We start from the raw sequence: 18608 nt of genomic DNA, 5'->3' as shown, positions 1-18608 counted from the left end.
ATCGAAACAAGTCTGGCAGTCCAGGCAGCCCGACGCCATCCCATGCGATGCCGAACCGATCGGGGGAGCGCTTGATGGGAACCGCGATCGGGCAGGCCCGGATCTGGGTCGATGTGGAAGATCTGTTCCAGTATGCGGCCACCAGCACGCGGCCGAGCGGCATCCAGCGCGTCGTGTTCGAGCTGTGCCGCGCGCTTCAGGCCGCGCCGGACGTGGCGGGGCGGATCGGCTTCCTGCGCCACGACCCGGTGCGGAACGGGTTCGTGTCGGTGTCGTTCGAGCAGATCGACGCCCTGCATCGCCGCCTGACGGCCCCTTCCCCGGCATCGCCCCCGAGCGCGCTCACGCAGCGCGACGCCAGCGCCGACGGCGCCGCCGCGCCTGGAGCCCTGCGCCGTCTGGCCTATCGCCTGCCGCCCGAGATCCGTGCGCCTGCCGTCCGTCTGCTCAAGGCGCAGAAGGAGGGCGTGGTGTCGGTTGCGTTTCTGGCGCTGGCGGTCGGGCGTCTCGGCGGCGGGCGCCTGCGCCGGTCGGGGCGGCGGGCCGCGAAGGAAGCCACGTCCGAGACGGCAGCGCCTTCGTTGCGGTTCGAACGGGACGTGCGGTCCGGCGACGTGCTGCTGGTTCCCGGTTCGCCCTGGTTCCACCCGTTCTATGCGGCGATGGTGTCGGACGTCCGCCAGCGTCACGGGCTGCGCGTCGCCGTGCTGTTCCATGACGTGATCCCTTTGATCCGGCCGGAATGGTGCCAGCGCAATCTGGTGGCCCGGTTCGGGCATTGGGTGGACACGCTGCTGCCTCTGGTGGACGTACCCCTGGCCGTCAGCCGCTCCACCGCACGCGATCTGGAGCGCCATGCCGCTCGCCAGAATGTCGCCCTGCCGCGTCCGCCGCACGCCATCCCGCTCGGCACCGGGTTTTCCAGGCCGGGACAGAGCGGGGCGGCGCGGCCCGCAGCGTCGGCGAGGCTGCCGGCCCCCGGCAGCTACGTGCTGATCGTGTCCACGGTGGAAGTGCGCAAGAACCATATCCTGCTGTTCCGGGTCTGGCGGCGTCTGCTGGACGAGATGCCGGTGGAGCGGGTGCCGACCTTGGTGTTCGCGGGGCGGATCGGCTGGATGGTGGAGGATCTGGTCGGCCAGCTCCGCAATACCGACTGGCTCGGCGGCAAGATCGCCTTCGTGGAAGACCCGGACGACGGCGAGCTGGAACAGCTTTATCGCGGCTGCCGCTTCACGGTGTTTCCGTCCTTCTATGAGGGCTGGGGATTGCCGGTGACGGAAAGCCTCGGCTTCGGCCGGCCCTGCGTGGCTTCGAACAGCAGCGCCCTGCCGGAAGCGGGCGGCGTGCTCGCCCGCTATTTCGACCCGGAGGACGGCAACGCTGCCTTCGCCGAGATCCGGCGGGCGATCGATGACGAAGACGGCACCGAGGCATGGGCGGCGCAGGTGCAGAGTGCGTTCCAGCCGGTCCGGTGGGACGAGACGGTCCGTGTGTTGCTGGAAGCGCTCGAATAAGGCGAAGCGTCGGCCCAAGCCGGGGAAAGCCAGGAAATTTGGGTTTCCAAAGGGCGACCGCCCTTTGGTGAGGTCTGGAGCGAAGCTCCAGCCACCTACGATCGGTTTTTGATCATCCGCCGCTGCAGCGCGATCCGCTGCGCTACGCTCCGTTGCACCACTGCCGGCGCCGCTCCCGGATCGAACAAACGCTGCGCCGAGCGCATCACCAGCCCCTGATAGGCGATGTTCAGTTCCGGCGTGTGCGAATGGTAGTTGCCCACCGCCCGCATCAGGTCGCCATGCGTCTCGTCCAGATAGGTGCGCATGATCGCGCCCGCCGCGGCCACGTTGTAGCAGGTGTCGTCGCGCAGGCGCCGATAGACCGTGGCCGGATCGGTGTGGGTGTAGCGCGCCAGGGGCCAGAGCCAGGTGGTGTTCACCTGCATCACGCCCAGATCCTCGGTGGCGTTGCTGTTGCGATGCACGAGACCGGGGCTGCCGCCTTCCACCGCCTGGATCGACGGCAGGACGCGCGGCGGCAGATGGTAGAGCCCGGCGACAAGTCCCATGCAGGCCAGAAACGGGACGGGCATCAGGGAGCATCGCGGCGGTGCATGGCGGGCATCCTATCGCATCCGCCGGCTTCGTGCGAAATCTTCTGCGTGCGGAGAAGAGCGAGACCATTCATGCGCAAGGCTGACCTGTTGCATCGCCGTGAGAACGAGGCGGGCTTCACCCTCATCGAGCTTCTGGTGGTGATCGCCATTCTCGGTCTGCTGATCGCCCTGGTGGCGCCGTCCGTGCTGCGTCAGCTCGGCGGGGCCAAGGTGTCGATCGCCAAGCAGTCGATCGAACGGGTCGGGCAGATCCTCGACCTCTACAAGCTCGATGTCGGCAACTACCCGACCGGCGACCAGGGACTGCAGGCGCTGGTGGTCAAGCCGGACGGGGTGGAGAACTGGAACGGCCCCTACGTGAAGAGCAACCAGGTGCCGCTCGATCCGTGGAACCACCCTTACATCTACCACAACCCCTCCACCCGCGAGGGGCTGGAGTACGATCTGTGCTCGCAGGGGCCGTCGGGAAACGCCGGCGATACGTCCTCGCAGATCTGCAACAAATAGCGCCGTTCCGGTGGGCGTCGTCTGGCCCGCCTGTCTGCTGCCGATCCTTTTCTCGCCGTTCATCGGCAGCCTGATCGGCGTGCTGGCGATGCGTCTGCCGGAGGGGCGACCGGTCGGCATGGCGCGGTCGGCCTGCGACGGATGCGGCCGCACGCTGGGCGTCCTCGATCTGATGCCGGTGCTGAGCTATCTGGCGCTGCGCGGCCGCTGCCGTACCTGTCGCGCCCCGATCGGCCGTGCGCATCTGTTTGTCGAGCTTGTCGCGATCGCCGTCGCCTGCGTGCCGGCGGTGTTCGAACCGGAGGCCAACCCGCTTCGGACCTGGAGCATCTGCACGCTCGGCTGGGCGGCGCTGCTGCTGAGCTGGATCGACTGGCGGGCGATGCTCCTGCCGGACGTGATCACCCTGCCGCTGCTGCTTCTGGGGCTCTTGCTGTGCTGGTTGGCCGATCCGGCCATGCTGCCGGACCATGCGCTCGCTGCCGTGTGCGGCTATGCGCTGTTGCGCGCCATTGCCCTCGCTTATCGACGGTTGCGCGGTCGGGAGGGCATGGGCGCGGGCGACGCCAAGCTGCTGGCGGCCGGTGGCGCGTGGCTGGGTTTGCAGGCCCTGCCGCTGATGCTGTTTGGCGGCGCCGTGGCGACGCTGCTGCTGGCGCTTGCGACCGGTCGTACGCGCGGCGGCGATGCGGTGCCGTTCGGGCCGGGTTTGGCCGTGGCGATGTGGGTGGTGTTTCTGGTGGGCTGAGTTGTTTTGTGTAATAAGATAGAAGAGATGTTCTTTCTTGGAAGAAAGAACCAAAGAACTTCTGTTTGTTTGGATCGGTGTCGAGCCGTTGCTCCGACCCAAACGGACAGAAGTCTTTTTGCTTCTTTTTCTTCAGAAAAAGAAGACCCTTGCTGCTTTCATCCTTCCAGATCGTATGACACCCTTTAAACTGGCTGTCCCGAGCATCCTGGGACCGCCATGAACCACATCCCGCCCACTCCGAACCCGCCCGAAGGCGAGACGCTGCTCGACCGGCTCGGCCAGATCCTGGTGGAAACGGGCCGTTGCGACGAGCGGAGCCTGGAGCGCGCGAAACGCGCGGCGGAAGAAAGCGGCCGCCGGTTCGACGGCGTGCTGCTGCAGCTGGGTCTGGTGTCCGAGCGCGGCCTCGCCGACAGCTTCGCCGCCCTGCTCGGCCTGCCGATCCTCCAGGCGGATGCCTATCCGGAAGAACCCGTGCTGCCGGAGCGTCTGCACGCACGCTTCCTGCGCGACGTGCGCGCTCTGCCGGTTTCGGCGGGGCCGCAGGGATTGATGCTGGCGGTGGCCGATCCGCTCGACGATTTCGCGGCGCAGGCGATCGGGGTCGCAACCGGTCTGCCCGTTTCGGTCGGCATCGCCGTGCCGATCGAGCTTGAGGCGGCGTTCGACCGGCTCTATCCGCGCGACGATACGGGCGCCACACCCGGCGGCGAAGACGAATCGCCGCTGGAAGAAGATGCAGAGCGGCTCAAGGATCTCGCCTCCGAAGCGCCCGTGATCCGGCTCGTGAACCAGATCGTGTTCCGTGCGGTGGAAACGCGCGCCTCCGACATCCATATCGAGCCGTTCGAGGACCGTCTGCGCATCCGCTATCGCTATGACGGCGTGCTGCACGAGATGGAAAGTCCGCCGCCGCGTTTGATCCCGGCGATCGTGTCGCGCATCAAGATCATGGCCAAGCTCGACATCGCCGAGCGTCGTCTGCCGCAGGACGGCCGCATCAAGCTCGCCGTGCGCGGCCAGGAAGTCGATTTCCGCGTGTCCACCATCCCGTCTCTGCACGGCGAAACCGTGGTGCTGCGCGTTCTCGACCGCAATGCGGTGACGTTCGATTACGAGAAGCTTGGCCTGGCGCCACGCGTCGTCGCGAGACTGGACGAGATGCTGGCGCTGCCGAACGGCATCGTTCTGGTGACGGGCCCGACCGGCTCGGGCAAGACCACCACGCTCTATACCGGGCTGCTGACGTTGAACGCGGTGACGCGCAAGGTGGTCACGGTCGAAGATCCGATCGAGTATCAGCTGCGCGGCATCAACCAGATTCAGATCAAGCCGCAGATCGGATTGTCTTTTGCCGCTCTGCTGCGTTCGATCCTGCGCCAGGATCCGGACGTGATCATGGTCGGCGAAATCCGCGATCTGGAAACGGCGCAGATCGCCATCCAGGCGGCCCTGACCGGGCATCTGGTTCTGTCCACGCTGCACACCAACTCCGCGGCTGCCGCCATCACGCGCCTGCGCGATATGGGCGTGGAGGACTACCTGCTCACCGCGGTTCTGCGCGGCGTGATGGGGCAGCGTCTGGTGCGCAGGCTCTGCGATTCCTGCAAGCGCGAGGAGGAGGCGGCGCCGGAGATGATCGAACGCTTCGGGCTCGACCGCCGCACGCAGCGTCGCCCGATCACCCTGTTCCATCCCGTCGGCTGCGCCGCCTGCCGCAACACCGGCTATCGCGGACGTCAGGCGATCGCGGAGTTCCTGGCGCCGGATGCGGAGGTGGAGCGTTTGATTTTTGCCAGAACCGATCACACAGCGATCGAGCGCGCTGCCGTGCAGGCTGGCATGGTGACGATGTTCGAGGCCGGCGTGGAAGCGGCTTTGGCCGGCACCACCACGATCGAGGAAGTGGCGCGCTCGATCCGTTCGGAGAACTGACGCACCGATGATTTGTCATCGTATGGTGTCTTGAAAGAAAGAACCAAAGAACTTTTTTTCGTTTGGTGCGGTGCTGAAACACACGCATAGCCCAAACGGACGAAAGTCTTTTTGCTTTTTTTCTTCAGAAAAAGAAGACCTTCTCCGTCTTTGTGCTCCTCCCGGAGAGCCGCATGAACCCCATTCCGCGCCTTCTGTGTCTTGCAGCTCTGGCCGGCTTCGGATCAGCTCCGGCATATGCCGCCGATCTCGCTGCGCGCCTGAATGGATCAGGGCCGATCATCTGCGCCCATCGCGGCTGGCTGTCGCCGTCCGAGACCGAGAACGATCTGCAAACCTTTCAGCACACGGAACAAGCCGATCCATTCATGCTGGAAATGGACCTGTCCGTCACACGCGATGGCGGCATCGTTCTGATGCACGACGCGACGGTCGACCGAACCACCGACGGGCATGGCCCGGTATCGTCCCTGGACACGGCGCAGATCGCGCAACTGCATCTGCGCCCGCGTGGTGGCGTCGCCGGGCCGGACGCGCCGCCGACTTTGGGATCGGTGCTGGCCTGGGCCGCCACCGATCCCGATGCGCTGTTGATGCTCGACATCAAGAAGACCCCGCCCGACAAGGCGATGAAACAGGTGCGTGCGGCCGGTATAACGCCGCGGGTTCTGCTGCTCACCTTCGATCGCGACACGGCTGCCCGTGCCTTCGCGTCGGACCCGGAGGTGCTGGTGTCGGTCCTGATCACGAAGGAGACCGATCTGGACCTTTATCGGGCGATGGCCGGCGCTGGACGTCGTTTCGCTGCCTATGTTCCGGCGAGCAGTCCGGCCGCTTTGTTCGAGCGCGCGCATCGAGCGGGTGCGTTCGTGATCACGGATCTGCTGGACCGCCGGGATGCACTGGCGCCAGGGGCCGATCCATCCGTTCTGGCGGGGCGGCATGCCGATATCGTCGTCAGCAACGATCCGCGCGCGACGCTTGCCGCCATGCGGTGAGCGACGTTTTCAGATCAAGCGACATAAGCACAAGGCAGATCTTCTTTTTCTGAAGAAAAAGAAGCAAAAAGACTTTTATCCGTTTGGGTTGTAAGTGTGTTTCTGCCGCCGTGCCAAACGGACGAAAGTTCTTTGGTTCTTTCTTTCAAGAAAGAACATTCCTCTCCTTCAGTGCGGCGGCCCGTCCAGCATGCTCTGATGCACCCAGCCCCAGGGCGCATCATCGCCCACCTGATACCAGCCGCCCGGCGCGGTGCCGAACACATGCAGCGCCGTGCCCTGCGGCACCACGCGCATGGATTCCCCCTGCGGCGTGGCATGCAGATTGGCGTTCTGGCGCATCGTCACGGTGCCGCTGGCCGGCGTCACCCCTGGCGCCGCACCCTGCGGCGTTCCCCCCGGGACGGCTGGCGCGCTCGCGGTGGACGAGGCGGTATTCTCCGACGGGCGTGGAATCTCGTTCGGCACCGGCGGGATCGGCGCCACGCTTTGCACGGGTCCGTCGGATGGGCCGCCCTTGTCGTAGCAATGCACCACGAGGGCGAGATAGGTGCGGTCGGCATCGGCCACGCTGGTGCCGATGAAACGCGCATCGTCCGGATTGCTCCAGCCGCCTTTCGCGTCGCGCTGCATCACCGCCACGAACGGCACGAACAGGGCCGGATCGTCCGGATAGGGCGAGACCTGGCCGCACACGGCGCGCCGGTCGTCCAGCGCCTGGGCGTAGCTCTGCACGCCGCGGAACGCGGCGCTTCTGGCGTTGGGCAGCGCCGCACGGATCGCGGCTTCTGCGGCGGAAACGGCGGCGGGGGCGGCTGCATCGGTGGCGGAAGCGGGCGTCTTGGCCGGCTTGCACCCGGCGACGAGCAGCATCGCCGCGAACCCCACCCAAACCGTCTTCCGCATGTGTTCATGTCCTCCCGCAGGCCCAACAGACGCCGGAAACAGGGCGGAAGTTCGTTCGGGCGGAAACAGTCCGGGCTGACGGCGCCCTTTCAGCCCTCCAGCTCGCCCCGGCGCATCGCGACGCGCACCGCCTGCGCCGTGGTGGCGACGCCCAATTTGATCCGAACGCGACGCAGATGGTTTTCCACCGTTCGTTCCGACAAGGCCAGGGTTTCGGCGATCTCGATCTGCCGCCGCCCCGCTGCGGTCCAGCGCAGCACCTCGCGTTCCCGCTCGGACAGGGCGGCGCCCCCGTGCCGGTCCGGCTGGATCAGCAGCCGTTCCGCCGCCCGGAACGCCGCCACCGCCAGCACGGGCAGAAACACGCGCGACACCGCACCGGACGCGATCCGCGCCCCGCCCAGGCTCATCGCTCCCTCCAGCCCGTTCGGCCCGAACACCGGCACCTGCAGGCCATGCAGTCCCGGTCCGGTGGGTGCGCGCCGGATGCGGTAACGCTCGCCGCTCGCCGTGTGCATCTTGCTCCAGAAGAACGGCGCCCGCGCGTCCAGAACATGCTGCGTCATCGGGCAACGCCGCACATAGGTGTCCGCATCCACGGCGTCGCCGTTCTCGAACCAGTCCCCCTCGATCCACAGGATGCGGTCCACCCCCGGCTCGGCGGAACCGGCGGTAGAAAACAGGACGAACCGGTCGAAGCCGAACGGTGCCGCGGCCGTCCTTACCGCATCCTGGACCTGCGCCGGCCGGTCGGCCGCCTCCACCGCCAGAACGGCGCGGAGGATCGAGCCGGCCGGGTCGTCGCTCAAGGCGCCAGATCGGCCAGCAGGGTTTCCGCCGCCAGTTTGCCGAGCGCGTTGGAGGCGAGCGGGCTGTCGCCGGTCAGGAGGCGGCGATCCTTGTGCACCTTGCCGGTGATGTCGTCGTTCAGGATCTCCACGCCCAGCGCCCGAAGGCGCTCGCCGACCAGCCAGGGCATCGGCCCGGGCAGATAGCCGATCTCCACATTGGCGCCTTTATCCAAAGCGTCGGGAAACACGCAGATCTTGTAGCCCTTGAACGGAAACGCATCCGTTTCGCCGTCCAGCCCGACGGCGAGCAGGGCGGCGGGACCGTGGCAGAGCGAGATGATGTGCCTGTTCCGCTCCAGCGCCCAGCGCAGGGCACGGCCGACATCGGCATTGTCCGGCACGCCGTTCAGAACGCCGTGGCCGCCCGGAACGAACAAGGCGACGTAATCGCCGCCATCCAGATCGGCCGCGATTTCCGACAGCTTGCGCGGCGATTTCAGCCGGTCGCGATACTTGGCGAAGGTCGCGTTCACCGCCGCATCCTCGTGCGGAAACGCCCACCATTCCAGCTTCACCGGATCGCCGGTGGGGGTGGCGATCTCGATCTCGAACCCGGCCTGATCCAGATGGTGCATCGGCAGAAGCATCTCGACCGGATGGTTGCCGGTGGAGAAGAAGGTGCCGTTGCCCATCAGCAGGTATCGCTCCTGCGAGGCGATCATCAGCACCTTGCCGGTGCCGGCGTAGCGGTGCGGATAATCGGCACCGTCGAAATCGGTCTTGGCGGCGGTGTATTGTCTCAACGAGTAGGGTGACGGAAAGAACGCGTTATCTTCGGCCCGGTCCGGCGTGGGTCGGCGATCGTCGGTGGTGGTCATGGCGTGCTGCCTTTCTTTCGACTGTCCGCGTCACTCTGGGTGGACGTGGCGGCGGCGCAATGCGGGTTTTCCCTCAATCGCCCCCGTCCGGACCCGGTTCGATCACGGCGGTTTGATGCCGCGTGTCGATGCTCTATCCTGCCGTCCGGATGATCCGCGACGCCCTCGTCTGGTGGTCGGACCAGATGCTCGATCTGGTGCCGGCGCGCTTCACCCGCCCGGACCCGTCCGAGGCGGGCGCGCTGCTCGTCGAGCCGCTGCCCGGCGCGGTGCGCCTGTGTCTGCGCGAAGCCGGGGCGGAGCGCGTGCTCGAAACCCTGCCTCTCGCCCTCGTCGTTCCGGCGCTGGTCGAACCGGATGCCGATCCCGCACCGCTGGTCGAGGCGGCCGATGCGGATGGCTTCCTCCGGGCGATGGAGTCGGCGCTCGGTCCGGAGCGCGCCATGCCGGTGCTGCTGCGCCTTCCCGCCGCGGCCGTTCTGCGTCGCGACGTGACGCTGCCGCTCGCCGCCGAAGCCGGGCTGGATCGCGTGCTCGCTTTCGAGATGGACCGGCTTACCCCGTTCTCGGTCGACGAGCTGTTCTTTTCTTCCGTCGTCACCGGGCGCGACCGTGCAGCGGGCCGCCTGCTCGTCCGTCTCGCCCTGCTGCCACGCGCACCCTTGCGGCCGGTCCTGTCGCTGCTGGCCGCAGCCGGCACGGAAGCGCAGGCGATCGACGTGCCTGCCGCCCCGGGCGAGCCCTCCCTGCGCATTCCCCTCGCGCATGAAGCGCCGGTTTCCGCACGCAGGCAGCGTTTCCAGCTCCGGGCCGCCTTCGGTGCCTGCGCGGCGCTGCTTCTGCTTGCCGTCGTCCTGCCGTTCGTCCTGCAGCAGATGGCGCTGAACACCGCCGAGCGACGCATCGCCGCGCTGCAAACCCCCGTGCATGCGGTGCAGGCGCTGCAGAGCCGCATCAATAGCGGTTCCGCCGGCGCGCTTCTGGTGCGGGCCGAACGGGCCCGGCTCGGCGACACGTTGTCGGTTCTCGCCGCCATCACCACAGTTCTGCCCGATGACAGCTACCTGACCGATCTGGCGCTGCGTCGCGGCGAGCTCACGATCAGCGGCCAGTCGCCCTCCGCAGCGCGTCTGATTCCGGCGATCAGTGCCGTACCCGCCTTCACCGCTCCCGCCTTCACCGCCCCGGTGACACGTATCGAAGGGCAGGGACAGGAATTGTTCTCCATCAAGGCCGGGATCGCGCCGTGAGTACTGCACGCACGCTGTCCCTGCCCACGGGACGTTCCGGCCGCCTTCTCGCCGTGGCGGCGTTGGTTCTGCTGCTTCTGCTGCTGTGGTCGGCCGTGGGGGCGCCGCTGCTCGGCTGGTATCGCGACCGCGCCGCCACCCTGGAGAACCGCCGCGCGGTGGCCGCGCATATGGCGGTGCTGGCGGAACGGCTGCCCTCGCTGCGGCAACAGGCGAGCGAAGCGGCGCTCAGCGCCGGTCCGTCCGCGCTCATGACCGGCAGCAGCGACGCCATCGCCGGGGCCGCACTGCAGGACCGGGTGCAGCAGATGGCGTCCTCGCTCGGCGCGACCCTGTCCAGCAGCGAAACCCTGGCCGCCTCGGCGGCGGGCGAGCATCAGGCCGGCGGTCCTTATCGTCGGGTCGGCGTCCGGATCGCCGTCACCGCGCCCTTTAATATCATGGTGAAATTTATTGCCGCGATCGAGCAGGCCTCCCCCGCCATGCTGATCGACGATCTTCAGCTCCATGGCCCCCGGATCCAGATCAGCGCCGACCCGCCGCTGGAATGCGCGATGACCGTTCTGGCCTTCCGCCATGCCGGTGCAGGCGACTCCACCGCCGCTCATGCCGATGCCGCAGCCGCCCCGGACGACGCGCCGTGAGCGGTGGTGCGACCCGGTCGATCCGGTTCGAGGTCCTGCTCGCCGCCGCCGGCGGCATGGCCCTGTTCCTGCTGCTCCTGCTGACGCTGGAACTGCGCGCGGGCCTTGCCGGGCCGGCCGCAACCGTCGCCGTGCCGCTCCATGCCGGGGAAAGCGGCCGCGAGGCCGCTCCGGCCGACGCCGTTTCCGCCTTTCTGTCGCCCGACGCGGTGGAAGACGCGCAGCGCGTGGTTCTGGCCAGGCCGGTGTTCAGCCCGCAGCGGCGGCCGCCCAGCGTGGCCGTGGCCGGTCCGCAGCAGCCGCGTTTGTCCGGCATCATCGTCGGTCCGCATGGGCGGCGGGCGATCTTCGCAGGCGCCGGCGATGCGCGCGGAGTGGTGGTGGATGTGGGCGGGCAGGCCGGTGCGTGGCACGTGCTGGCGATCGACGACCATTCGGTCCGGGTGAGCGGTCCGGACGGGCCCCGCACCCTGCACCCGTCGCGCGACAAGGCCGGTGGGCAGGACGACAACCCCCTGGGCGGCGCTCTGGGTGGCGGCGACGGATCGTCGCATCCGTCCATTCTCGATCTGCTTCGCAGCCGGGACGGTGGCCGTGGTATAGGCCCCGGCCTGATGGACGGTCAGTTGCCGCTGCCCCAGAACGGCGACGCGCAGACTCCGCAACAAACAGCCCCGGCGGCTCCAGAATGATTCTCGCCCGATGACCCGTTTCCGCCAGGCCGCGCCGATCCTGCCGCTGCTGCTTCTGTTCGGCTGCAATCACGCCGAGCAACCGGTGCTGGAACCACTGCCGGCGCTGCCGGGCGGCGTGCACAGCGCGCCGCCACGGCTGAACGGCGATATCGGCTCCACCGCGCCCAACCTGCCGGCCCAGGTGAGCTATGGACGGCCCCGCGTGCCGACCGTGCGCACGCCGAACGTATCGTCCAGCGGCGGTTCCACCACGCTGGATTTCGCCGATACCGACGTGCGCGACGCCGTGGCGCAGATCCTGGGCAATCTGCTGCATGCCACCTACACCATCGATCCGGCGGTGAAGGGCACGGTGACGCTGCATACCGCGGCGCCGCTCGACAACAACCAGCTCGTGCCGACCCTGCAGACGTTGTTGTCGCAGGTGGGCGCGGAATTGTTCCGGTCCGGCGCGATCTATCGGGTGGTGTCCGTTGCGAACGCCCCCGCTTCCGGCCCCGGCGTGGTCGGGGCCGCGGGCGCCGGCAACGCCGCCAACAACCAGGTTCTGTCCGGTGGCGAAGGGCTCGGCGGATCGTCGATGGTGCCACTGCGCTATGCCGGCGCCGAGGACCTGGCCAAGGCGTTGCAGCCTTTCGTGCAGTCCGGCGCCAAGATCGTGCCGGTGCAGGGCTCCAACGCCTTGCTGGTGAGCGGCGATCCGGCCGTGCGCGGCACGCTGTTGAGCCTGATCCAGGCCTTCGACACCGATGCGCTCGCCGGCCAGTCCTATGCGCTGCTGCCGGTGGATTCCGGCGACGCCAAGGACATCGCCGCCGCCGTCACCGAGGCGATGCAGGGCCGCGGCAAGTCGCTGAGCCAGGTGGTGAAGGTGGTGCCGATGACGCGGGTGGACGCCGTGCTCGTGATCGCCAGCCAGCCTGCCTATATCGACGATGCGCGACGCCTGTTCGGGGTGATCGAGCGCACCCGCCGCATGACCGTGCGCTCCTGGCACGTCTATTATCTCCAGAACAGCCATGCCAACGACGCCGCCTACGCGTTGCAGCAGGCCTTCACCCCAAACAACGTCACCGCCCAGCCCAGCACCAGCCCGCAGGCGAGCGGTCTGACCGGGCAGAGCAACGGCAACGGCTCCAGCGGTTTCGGCGGCATGGGCGGTGGCGGTCTCGGCGGCGGCATCGGGGGGCTGGGCGGTTCCGGCGGTGCCATGGGCGGTCTCGGCGGCAGCGGCGGTCTGGGCGGCGGCCTCGGCGGCGGTGGCGGGATCGGCGGTGGTCTCGGCGGCAACACCGGCCTTGCGGGCGGGCAGACGCCCGGCGCGCCCGGTGCCTCCAACACCCAGGCCAGCGCCAACCCCCTGCTCGGCGGTCTGGACAGTTCGGGCGGTGGCGGCAACGCCGATGTCAACGCGATGCGGATCATTCCGAACCCGCAGAACAATGCGCTGATGATCTATGCGACCGCCCAGGAGAACGACACGGTCAACCAGATGCTGCGCAAGATCGACATCCTGCCCTTGCAGGTGCGGATCGACGCGGTGATCGCCGAGGTGCAGCTCAACGACTCGCTGCAATACGGCACCCAGTTCTTCTTCAAGTCCGGCGGGGTGAACGGCATTCTGAGCACCGGAAGCGGCAACATCACCGGCCCGATCGCCAATGCCGCCCTCAACAGCACCTTGCCGGGCTTCGTGATCGGCGGGTTGAACAATGGCGGCGCGCCTGTGGCGATCAACGCGCTGCAGCAGGTCACCACCGTGCATGTGCTGAGCTCGCCCGAGCTGCTGGTGCTCGACAACCAGCCGGCCCGGCTCCAGGTCGGCCAGCTGGTTCCGTATTCGACCGGAACCTTCAACAGCACGCTCAACACCAACGGCAGCGCATTCAGCCAGTTTTCCTACCAGCCAACCGGCGTGATCATGCAGGTGACGCCGCGCGTGAACAACGGCGGTCTGGTCACGCTCGACATCAGCCAGGAGGTGAGTTCGCTCGCCGGCGGCAACGGGTCGTCCGCCAGCACGAGCAGCAATCCCACCTTCAACGACCAGTCGGTGGTGTCGCGCATCGTGGTGCAGGACGGCCAGACCGTGGGTCTGGCCGGTCTGATCACCGACACGGCCACGCGCGGCAATACCGGAATACCCTGGTTGAAGGACATTCCGATCCTCGGTTTCCTGGCCGGGAGCCAGAACAACAACCGGACCCGCAACGAGCTGCTGATCCTGATCACCCCGCATGTGATGCACGATCAGCGCGACGCCCAGGCGCTGACGGAGGATTTGCGCGACACGCTCAGCAACGCCGCCGCCGTGCCCTACGAGCTGGGGCCGATGCGCCAGAGCGGCAGTTCCGATCCGCAGCAGCGCGTCCGCAAGGCGGTCGGGATCGGCTACTGAGCAGCCTCGCCGCCCGCACCCGTGCCCAGGCCCGCGCCGTATCGGGGCGGGAGCGCGGCTTCGCGCTGCTGATCGTCCTGTGGTCGCTGGTGCTGTTCTCGCTTCTGGTGTCGGCGATCACCGCGGCAGGCGGCGGACGGGCGCGGGAAGCGGGCGAGCTGATCCGCAACGCCCAGCTTCGCGCCTGCGCCGAAGGCGGCATCGACCAGGCGATGTTCCATGTTCTGGAGCCGACCCCGGCGCGCTGGCCGGCGGACGGCGTGGCGCGGCTCCTGCGCGGCGATGGCTGCGCCTTGTCGGTGTCGGTCAGCAGCCAGGACGGCAAGATCAATCCCAACATCGCCTCTGCGGCTCTGTTGAGCGGGCTGTTCCAGGCTGCCGGCGTGGACCCGCATCAGGCACCGGTGATCGCCGCCGCCGTGGTGGCCTGGCGTTTTCCGGTCGCCCAGTCCGACGTGCCGCGCGGGATCGACTACAGGCCGCCGGGCGCGCCGTTCCAGAGCCTGAAGGAGATCGGGCTGGTGCCGGGCGTGACGCCTGCGCTGCTGGACCGGATCGCGCCGGTCCTGTCGCTGTATCACGACGGCGATCCCAACCTGTCCGACGCCTCGCCGCTGGTGCGGCGCGCCGTGTTTCTGGGCAGCGGCGTCGATCCGGACGGGGATGGGGGTCCGTCCGCCGCGCAGGGTCCGTCGCCCGCCTCCGGCGAGCGGTTCGACCCGTCCGTGGTGGAGGTGGTCGTGGCGGCATCGGACCGGACCGGGCACCGCGTCCGACAGGACGTGATCGCCGTGACGGGCGCTGGCGCCGGGCGGGATTCCACTGGAACCGCAGCGCCCTACAGGATCGTGGCGCTCGGCCCCCGGTAAGGGTCGCCTTCGGGCAGACTCAGGATGCGAAGCCCAGCTGCCGCAGACGTTCGAGAACGGTTTCCAGCACGGTCGCCGGCGCGAGGTGCCAGGGCGTGTGTACATAGCCGGGCCGATCGCGCAAGGCGGCATCGTCAGCGCGTCCGACGATCACGTCGAGGCTGCACGGGGCGTTGATCGAGGCGAGCATCTGTTCCGAGTATTGCACGAAAAGCGGAGACGTCATCACGATCACGGCCTGCACCGACCGGGCGAAGGCAAGATTGAACAGGTTGCTGCCGCTGCACCCGACAATCACCTTCGCCTGCGCGAACAGGTGGATCTGATCGTAGGGATGCATCGTTTCGGGAACGAGAACATGGAAGCCGAGGGATTGCAGGGCATGCTGGATCTGCTGTTCTTCCATCAAGGCTCTGGTCGGATTGATGTACCGGGAAACATAGAGCAGGTCGTGGCCTGATCCGGTCCTGTCGATCCGTTCCGCCATGCCCCACAACATCCGGGCAGCGGGCGGTGCGATGTATTGCTGGATCTGGAACGCCTTGCTTGCCAACACCAGCGATCGGCAGACGACGGGTTTGTTGATGAAGATGATCTTGTCGTGCGGCATGCCGAGCAGAACGAGAAGATCGAGGACGAAGGTGTAGTTCGGCCGAGAGCAGAGGATGGTCAGATCGGCGATGCCGAGAAACGACCGGCAATATTCGTAAGCCCAGCCCGGACTGAGCAGGTCTCCGAGAACGTGGCCGAACCAGTCGATGTGCTGATCGTCCAGGTAGAAGGCGGTGCCCTCGAAGCGGTCGATGTTGCCGGCATGAACGCCTCTGTCGGCGTTCGGATGCCATCGCCCGTCTGTCAGTCGCATATGCCGGTGCTGGCCCGTGTCCCATACCGCGCTGAAACTGTTGGCGAAGACGGTCCGGTCGCGAAACACGATGCCGCCGGGGACGCAGACCGCATGCGCGACGCGGGCGATCGAGAGGGTGGGATAGGCGAGGCGGGGCCGAAACCCGTCTCCCTGGAACGGCATGCCGATCGGTCTGTGGATCGGAACCGTTTCGGGAGGCACGAGGGCCGAGCGGATCGCCGTTCCGTCGCCACCGGTTTCCATCCGGCAGACCGGAACGGGCAAGTCGCTGCTGCCCGCGGCAACGACCGGTGTCCATCCTTCCGATCCGTTCGCCAGCTCGCTCGAGCCGATTTCCGGGAGAACCTGTTCCATCGGTTGCTGGATCAGGCCGTCCCCGACAGATCGGTTGTGATCGTTGATGGTGTCCGTCACGGTCGCTGGCGTGGCTGTCGTTGTCTGGCCGGTGGGTTCGGGGTCATCCGCATGGGGGGCCTCCGTGACCGATCCGTCCTGTGTGGACCGGCTTGCCGGCGGGATACGGTTCAGGGAACGACTGCATCACAAAACGACCGCGGTTGTCGCTGATATACGCCCGTGATGGCGGCGACCCTATGCTGGATGGGGCATGTGTCGGCTTGGAGATCCCCGGGGTGAGAAGGGCCGGCATTTGGGGTGCAAGCGAACGGAAAACTCTTCTTTTTCTGGGAAAGGGGAAAGAAGCAGAAAGACGTCTACATATTTGGTTCAGCTGAGCCGGTCGAACCCGTAATTAAACGGACCAGATCTCTCTGGTTCTTTCTCTCAGAAAGTACGCCTCTTCCACTCGTCTTCGGTTCCGAACGACCAGCAAGGCGTGCATGACACCCTCCGGACGGACCTGCCCACGACCAGATGGCGCATCCAAGCGCTTCTGGACCGGGGGCAAGGATTCCTCTATCGGCTTTCCCATGTCGGACATGATCAAGGACCCGCCTTCCGGTTCTACCAGGGCCAGTCGCACGGCGCTGGTTACCGGCATCACCGGTCAGGACGGCGCCTATCTGGCGGAACTGCTGCTGAGCAAGGGCTACCGCGTGGTCGGCATGGCCCGCCGCTCCGCCTCGGCCGACATGGTCAGCGCCCGTCTGCGCTGGCTGGGCGTGCTGGACCGGGTGGAGCTGGTGGACGGCGACCTGCTGGATCTGTCGGCGCTGATCCGTATCGTGCAGAGCGTGGAACCGGACGAGGTCTACAACCTCGCCGCGCAGTCCTTCGTGGCGGCGTCCTGGCAGCAGCCTCTGCTGACCGGACAGGCAACCGGCATCGGCGCCGCGAACATGCTGGAAGCGGTGCGCATCGCCCGTCCGCAGGCGCGTTTCTATCAGGCTTCGTCGTCGGAGATGTACGGCCTGATCCAGGAAAAGGTGCAGTCGGAGAAGACTCCGTTCTATCCGCGCTCGCCCTATGCCGTGGCCAAGCTCTACGCGCACTGGATGACGGTGAACTATCGCGAAAGCTTCGGCCTGCATGCCTCGTCGGGCATCCTGTTCAACCATGAAAGCCCGCTGCGCGGCATCGAGTTCGTGACCCGTAAGGTCACGGACGGCGTGGCGCGGATCAAGCTCGGGCTGGCGGAGACCCTGCCGCTCGGCAATCTGGAAGCCACCCGCGACTGGGGCCATGCGCGCGACTATGTGCGGGCCATGTGGCTGATGCTGCAGCAGGACGAGGCGTCGGACTACGTGGTCGCCACCGGCCGCACCACCTCCATCCGCGAGTTGTGCCGCATCGCCTTCTCCCATGCCGGCCTGAACTACGAGGACCATGTGCAAACCCGCGCCGACCTGATCCGGCCGGCCGAGGTGGACGTTCTTCTGGGCGATGCGACCAAGGCGCGCGAGACGCTGGGCTGGAGCCCGGTGACGACGCTGGAAGAGATGATCGCCGAGATGGTGGAGGCCGATCTGGCCCGCCATCGTGCCGCGTCCGTACGCTGAGTCCGGGGCACGGCGCCGTGAGCAGCGCCGGTCCGGTGCGGGTTCTGGTCACGGGTCTGTCCGGGTTCGTCGGGGTGCATCTGCATCGCAGCATGGCGCGTCACTGTCCGGACGCGACCCTGTTTCCGCTCGAATGCGATCTGTGCGACGCGGAGGCGGTGGAGCGTCGCGTGCGTGCGCTGCGACCGGATGCGTGCCTGCACCTGGCGGCGATTTCCGCCATTCCCGTTGCCCGTGCCGAGCCGGAACGCGCCTGGGCGGTCAATCTGCACGGCACCCTGTCTCTGGCCCAGGCGATGCGGGTCCATGTGCCGGAAGCGCCGCTCCTGTTCACCTCGTCCGCCGATGCCTATGGCGCATCGTTCCGGGCCGGGATCGCGCTGGACGAGACGGCGCCGCTCGCACCGATGAACCTCTACGGCGCCACGAAGGCGGCCGCCGATCTGGCGCTGGGCGCGATGGCGGCGGAAGGGGCGCGCGTGATCCGCTTGCGCCCGTTCAACCATGTCGGTCCCGGCCAGCAGACCGATTTCGTGATTCCCGCCTTCGCCCGGCAGCTGGCCTTGATCGCGGCGGGGCGTCAGGAGCCCCTGATCCGGACCGGCAATCTCGATGCCGAGCGTGATTTCCTGCATGTCGGCGACGTGTGCGACGCCTATGCGCTCTGCCTGCGCAGCGCGCGGGACCTGGCGCCCGGCACCATCCTCAACATCGCCTCGGGCACGCCACGGCGGATCGGCGACGTTCTGGACGATCTGATCCGGCTGGCCGGGCTCGACGTGTCGCGGGCGTTCGATCCGGCCCGGATGCGCGCGGCCGACATTCCCCGCGCCCTGGGCGATGCCGGCCGCGCGCGTTCGTTGCTGGGCTGGGAACCGCGCATCGCCTGGGAGCAGACCTTGCGGGACGTGCTCGACGACTGGACGAAACGGGTCGCGGCCGAGGCGTAGCACCCCAACCCGGTGCATCCCGTTCGGTGATATTTCGTAACCACTCCAAACGTCTGACGGGCCGGGGCTGGGAAACGACCGGACACAGAGCCGG

17 protein-coding genes are annotated in these 18608 nt (G+C 67.4%); 12 read left to right on the top strand and 5 right to left on the bottom strand.

Going from position 1 to position 18608, the window contains the following annotated elements:
* The first annotated feature begins 74 nt into the window (after positions 1-74).
* The gene (locus tag ACZ5BM_RS08870; protein WP_498907543.1) at positions 75-1517 is read left to right on the top strand and encodes a glycosyltransferase family 4 protein; all 1443 of its coding nucleotides are present in this window, start codon (positions 75-77) and stop codon (positions 1515-1517) included.
* Positions 1518-1612: 95 nt separating this feature from the next.
* On the opposite strand, the gene ACZ5BM_RS08865 is transcribed toward ACZ5BM_RS08870, so the two are convergent.
* The gene (locus tag ACZ5BM_RS08865) at positions 1613-2092 is read right to left on the bottom strand and encodes a lytic transglycosylase domain-containing protein (RefSeq protein WP_498907542.1); all 480 of its coding nucleotides are present in this window, start codon (positions 2090-2092) and stop codon (positions 1613-1615) included.
* Between the two features lie 93 nt (positions 2093-2185).
* On the opposite strand from ACZ5BM_RS08865, the gene gspG reads away from it, so the two are divergent.
* The 4 genes from gspG to ACZ5BM_RS08845 all read left to right on the top strand — a co-directional run bounded on the left by gspG (position 2186) and on the right by ACZ5BM_RS08845 (position 6307).
* Positions 2186-2623: a type II secretion system major pseudopilin GspG gene (gspG, locus tag ACZ5BM_RS08860; RefSeq protein ID WP_498907541.1), complete on the top strand. Its 438-nt coding sequence runs from the start codon at positions 2186-2188 to the stop codon at positions 2621-2623.
* Between the two features lie 10 nt (positions 2624-2633).
* Complete coding sequence (locus ACZ5BM_RS08855; protein ID WP_498907540.1) at positions 2634-3371, top strand: prepilin peptidase; 738 nt, start codon at positions 2634-2636, stop codon at positions 3369-3371.
* Between the two features lie 219 nt (positions 3372-3590).
* On the top strand, positions 3591-5309 hold the full coding sequence (locus tag ACZ5BM_RS08850) for a GspE/PulE family protein (RefSeq protein ID WP_498907539.1): 1719 nt from the start codon (positions 3591-3593) through the stop codon (positions 5307-5309).
* Positions 5310-5482: 173 nt separating this feature from the next.
* On the top strand, positions 5483-6307 hold the full coding sequence (locus ACZ5BM_RS08845) for a glycerophosphodiester phosphodiesterase family protein (protein WP_498907538.1): 825 nt from the start codon (positions 5483-5485) through the stop codon (positions 6305-6307).
* A gap of 168 nt (positions 6308-6475) precedes the next feature.
* Here ACZ5BM_RS08845 and ACZ5BM_RS08840 read toward each other — a convergent pair whose 3' ends face one another.
* The 3 genes from ACZ5BM_RS08840 to hchA all read right to left on the bottom strand — a co-directional run bounded on the left by ACZ5BM_RS08840 (position 6476) and on the right by hchA (position 8882).
* Entirely contained in the window at positions 6476-7213 is a 738-nt protein-coding gene (locus ACZ5BM_RS08840) for an SH3 domain-containing protein (protein WP_498907537.1), read from the bottom strand.
* A gap of 89 nt (positions 7214-7302) precedes the next feature.
* Complete coding sequence (locus ACZ5BM_RS08835) at positions 7303-8022, bottom strand: PA1136 family autoinducer-binding transcriptional regulator (RefSeq protein ID WP_498907536.1); 720 nt, start codon at positions 8020-8022, stop codon at positions 7303-7305.
* Positions 8019-8882, bottom strand: coding sequence for a protein deglycase HchA (hchA, locus tag ACZ5BM_RS08830; RefSeq protein ID WP_498907535.1), 864 nt, complete (start codon positions 8880-8882; stop codon positions 8019-8021). The genes ACZ5BM_RS08835 and hchA overlap by 4 nt, the downstream gene beginning before the upstream one ends.
* A 128-nt stretch (positions 8883-9010) precedes the next feature.
* Between hchA and ACZ5BM_RS08825 the strand changes: the two genes are divergently transcribed.
* From ACZ5BM_RS08825 to ACZ5BM_RS08805, 5 genes are all read left to right on the top strand, one after another.
* Entirely contained in the window at positions 9011-10132 is a 1122-nt protein-coding gene (locus ACZ5BM_RS08825) for a PilN domain-containing protein (RefSeq protein WP_498911556.1), read from the top strand.
* Positions 10129-10776, top strand: a complete 648-nt coding sequence (gene gspM, locus ACZ5BM_RS08820) for a type II secretion system protein GspM (RefSeq protein ID WP_498907534.1) — start codon at positions 10129-10131, stop codon at positions 10774-10776. Before ACZ5BM_RS08825 ends, gspM begins: the two co-directional genes overlap by 4 nt.
* Positions 10773-11468 (top strand): hypothetical protein, encoded by a 696-nt coding sequence (locus ACZ5BM_RS08815; protein WP_498907533.1) that lies wholly within the window; start codon positions 10773-10775, stop codon positions 11466-11468. The genes gspM and ACZ5BM_RS08815 overlap by 4 nt, the downstream gene beginning before the upstream one ends.
* Before the next feature lie 10 nt (positions 11469-11478).
* Positions 11479-13869, top strand: a complete 2391-nt coding sequence (gspD, locus tag ACZ5BM_RS08810; protein WP_498907532.1) for a type II secretion system protein D — start codon at positions 11479-11481, stop codon at positions 13867-13869.
* Between the two features lie 89 nt (positions 13870-13958).
* Complete coding sequence (locus ACZ5BM_RS08805) at positions 13959-14738, top strand: hypothetical protein (RefSeq protein ID WP_498907531.1); 780 nt, start codon at positions 13959-13961, stop codon at positions 14736-14738.
* A 19-nt stretch (positions 14739-14757) separates the two neighbouring features.
* Here the strand turns inward: ACZ5BM_RS08805 and ACZ5BM_RS08800 are convergent, their stop codons facing one another.
* A complete protein-coding gene (locus tag ACZ5BM_RS08800) occupies positions 14758-15960 on the bottom strand; it encodes a glycosyltransferase family 61 protein (RefSeq protein WP_498907530.1) in 1203 nt (400 codons plus the stop codon).
* A gap of 575 nt (positions 15961-16535) precedes the next feature.
* Between ACZ5BM_RS08800 and ACZ5BM_RS08795 the strand changes: the two genes are divergently transcribed.
* Positions 16536-17564, top strand: coding sequence for a GDP-mannose 4,6-dehydratase (locus tag ACZ5BM_RS08795; protein ID WP_498907529.1), 1029 nt, complete (start codon positions 16536-16538; stop codon positions 17562-17564).
* Positions 17565-17581: 17 nt separating this feature from the next.
* The gene (locus ACZ5BM_RS08790) at positions 17582-18514 is read left to right on the top strand and encodes a Rossmann-fold NAD(P)-binding domain-containing protein (protein WP_498907528.1); all 933 of its coding nucleotides are present in this window, start codon (positions 17582-17584) and stop codon (positions 18512-18514) included.
* Positions 18515-18608 lie beyond the last annotated feature (94 nt).

It is taken from the genome of Lichenicola sp. GTC18331, from assembly GCF_055386855.1.
This window is presented reverse-complemented; position numbering and strand designations above follow the sequence as displayed.

Bases quoted from the DNA above. Each gene is read 5' to 3' on its own strand.
- ACZ5BM_RS08870 (WP_498907543.1), top strand. From the start codon at position 75: ATGGGAACCGCGATCGGGCAGGCCCGGATCTGGGTCGATGTGGAAGAT.
- ACZ5BM_RS08800 (WP_498907530.1), bottom strand. From the start codon at position 15,960: ATGGAACAGGTTCTCCCGGAAATCGGCTCGAGCGAGCTGGCGAACGGA.
- ACZ5BM_RS08840 (WP_498907537.1), bottom strand. From the start codon at position 7,213: ATGCGGAAGACGGTTTGGGTGGGGTTCGCGGCGATGCTGCTCGTCGCC.
- gspG (WP_498907541.1), top strand. From the start codon at position 2,186: ATGCGCAAGGCTGACCTGTTGCATCGCCGTGAGAACGAGGCGGGCTTC.
- ACZ5BM_RS08850 (WP_498907539.1), top strand. From the start codon at position 3,591: ATGAACCACATCCCGCCCACTCCGAACCCGCCCGAAGGCGAGACGCTG.
- ACZ5BM_RS08825 (WP_498911556.1), top strand. From the start codon at position 9,011: ATGCTCTATCCTGCCGTCCGGATGATCCGCGACGCCCTCGTCTGGTGG.
- ACZ5BM_RS08845 (WP_498907538.1), top strand. From the start codon at position 5,483: ATGAACCCCATTCCGCGCCTTCTGTGTCTTGCAGCTCTGGCCGGCTTC.
- hchA (WP_498907535.1), bottom strand. From the start codon at position 8,882: ATGACCACCACCGACGATCGCCGACCCACGCCGGACCGGGCCGAAGAT.
- ACZ5BM_RS08795 (WP_498907529.1), top strand. From the start codon at position 16,536: ATGTCGGACATGATCAAGGACCCGCCTTCCGGTTCTACCAGGGCCAGT.
- ACZ5BM_RS08865 (WP_498907542.1), bottom strand. From the start codon at position 2,092: ATGCCCGTCCCGTTTCTGGCCTGCATGGGACTTGTCGCCGGGCTCTAC.
- gspD (WP_498907532.1), top strand. From the start codon at position 11,479: ATGACCCGTTTCCGCCAGGCCGCGCCGATCCTGCCGCTGCTGCTTCTG.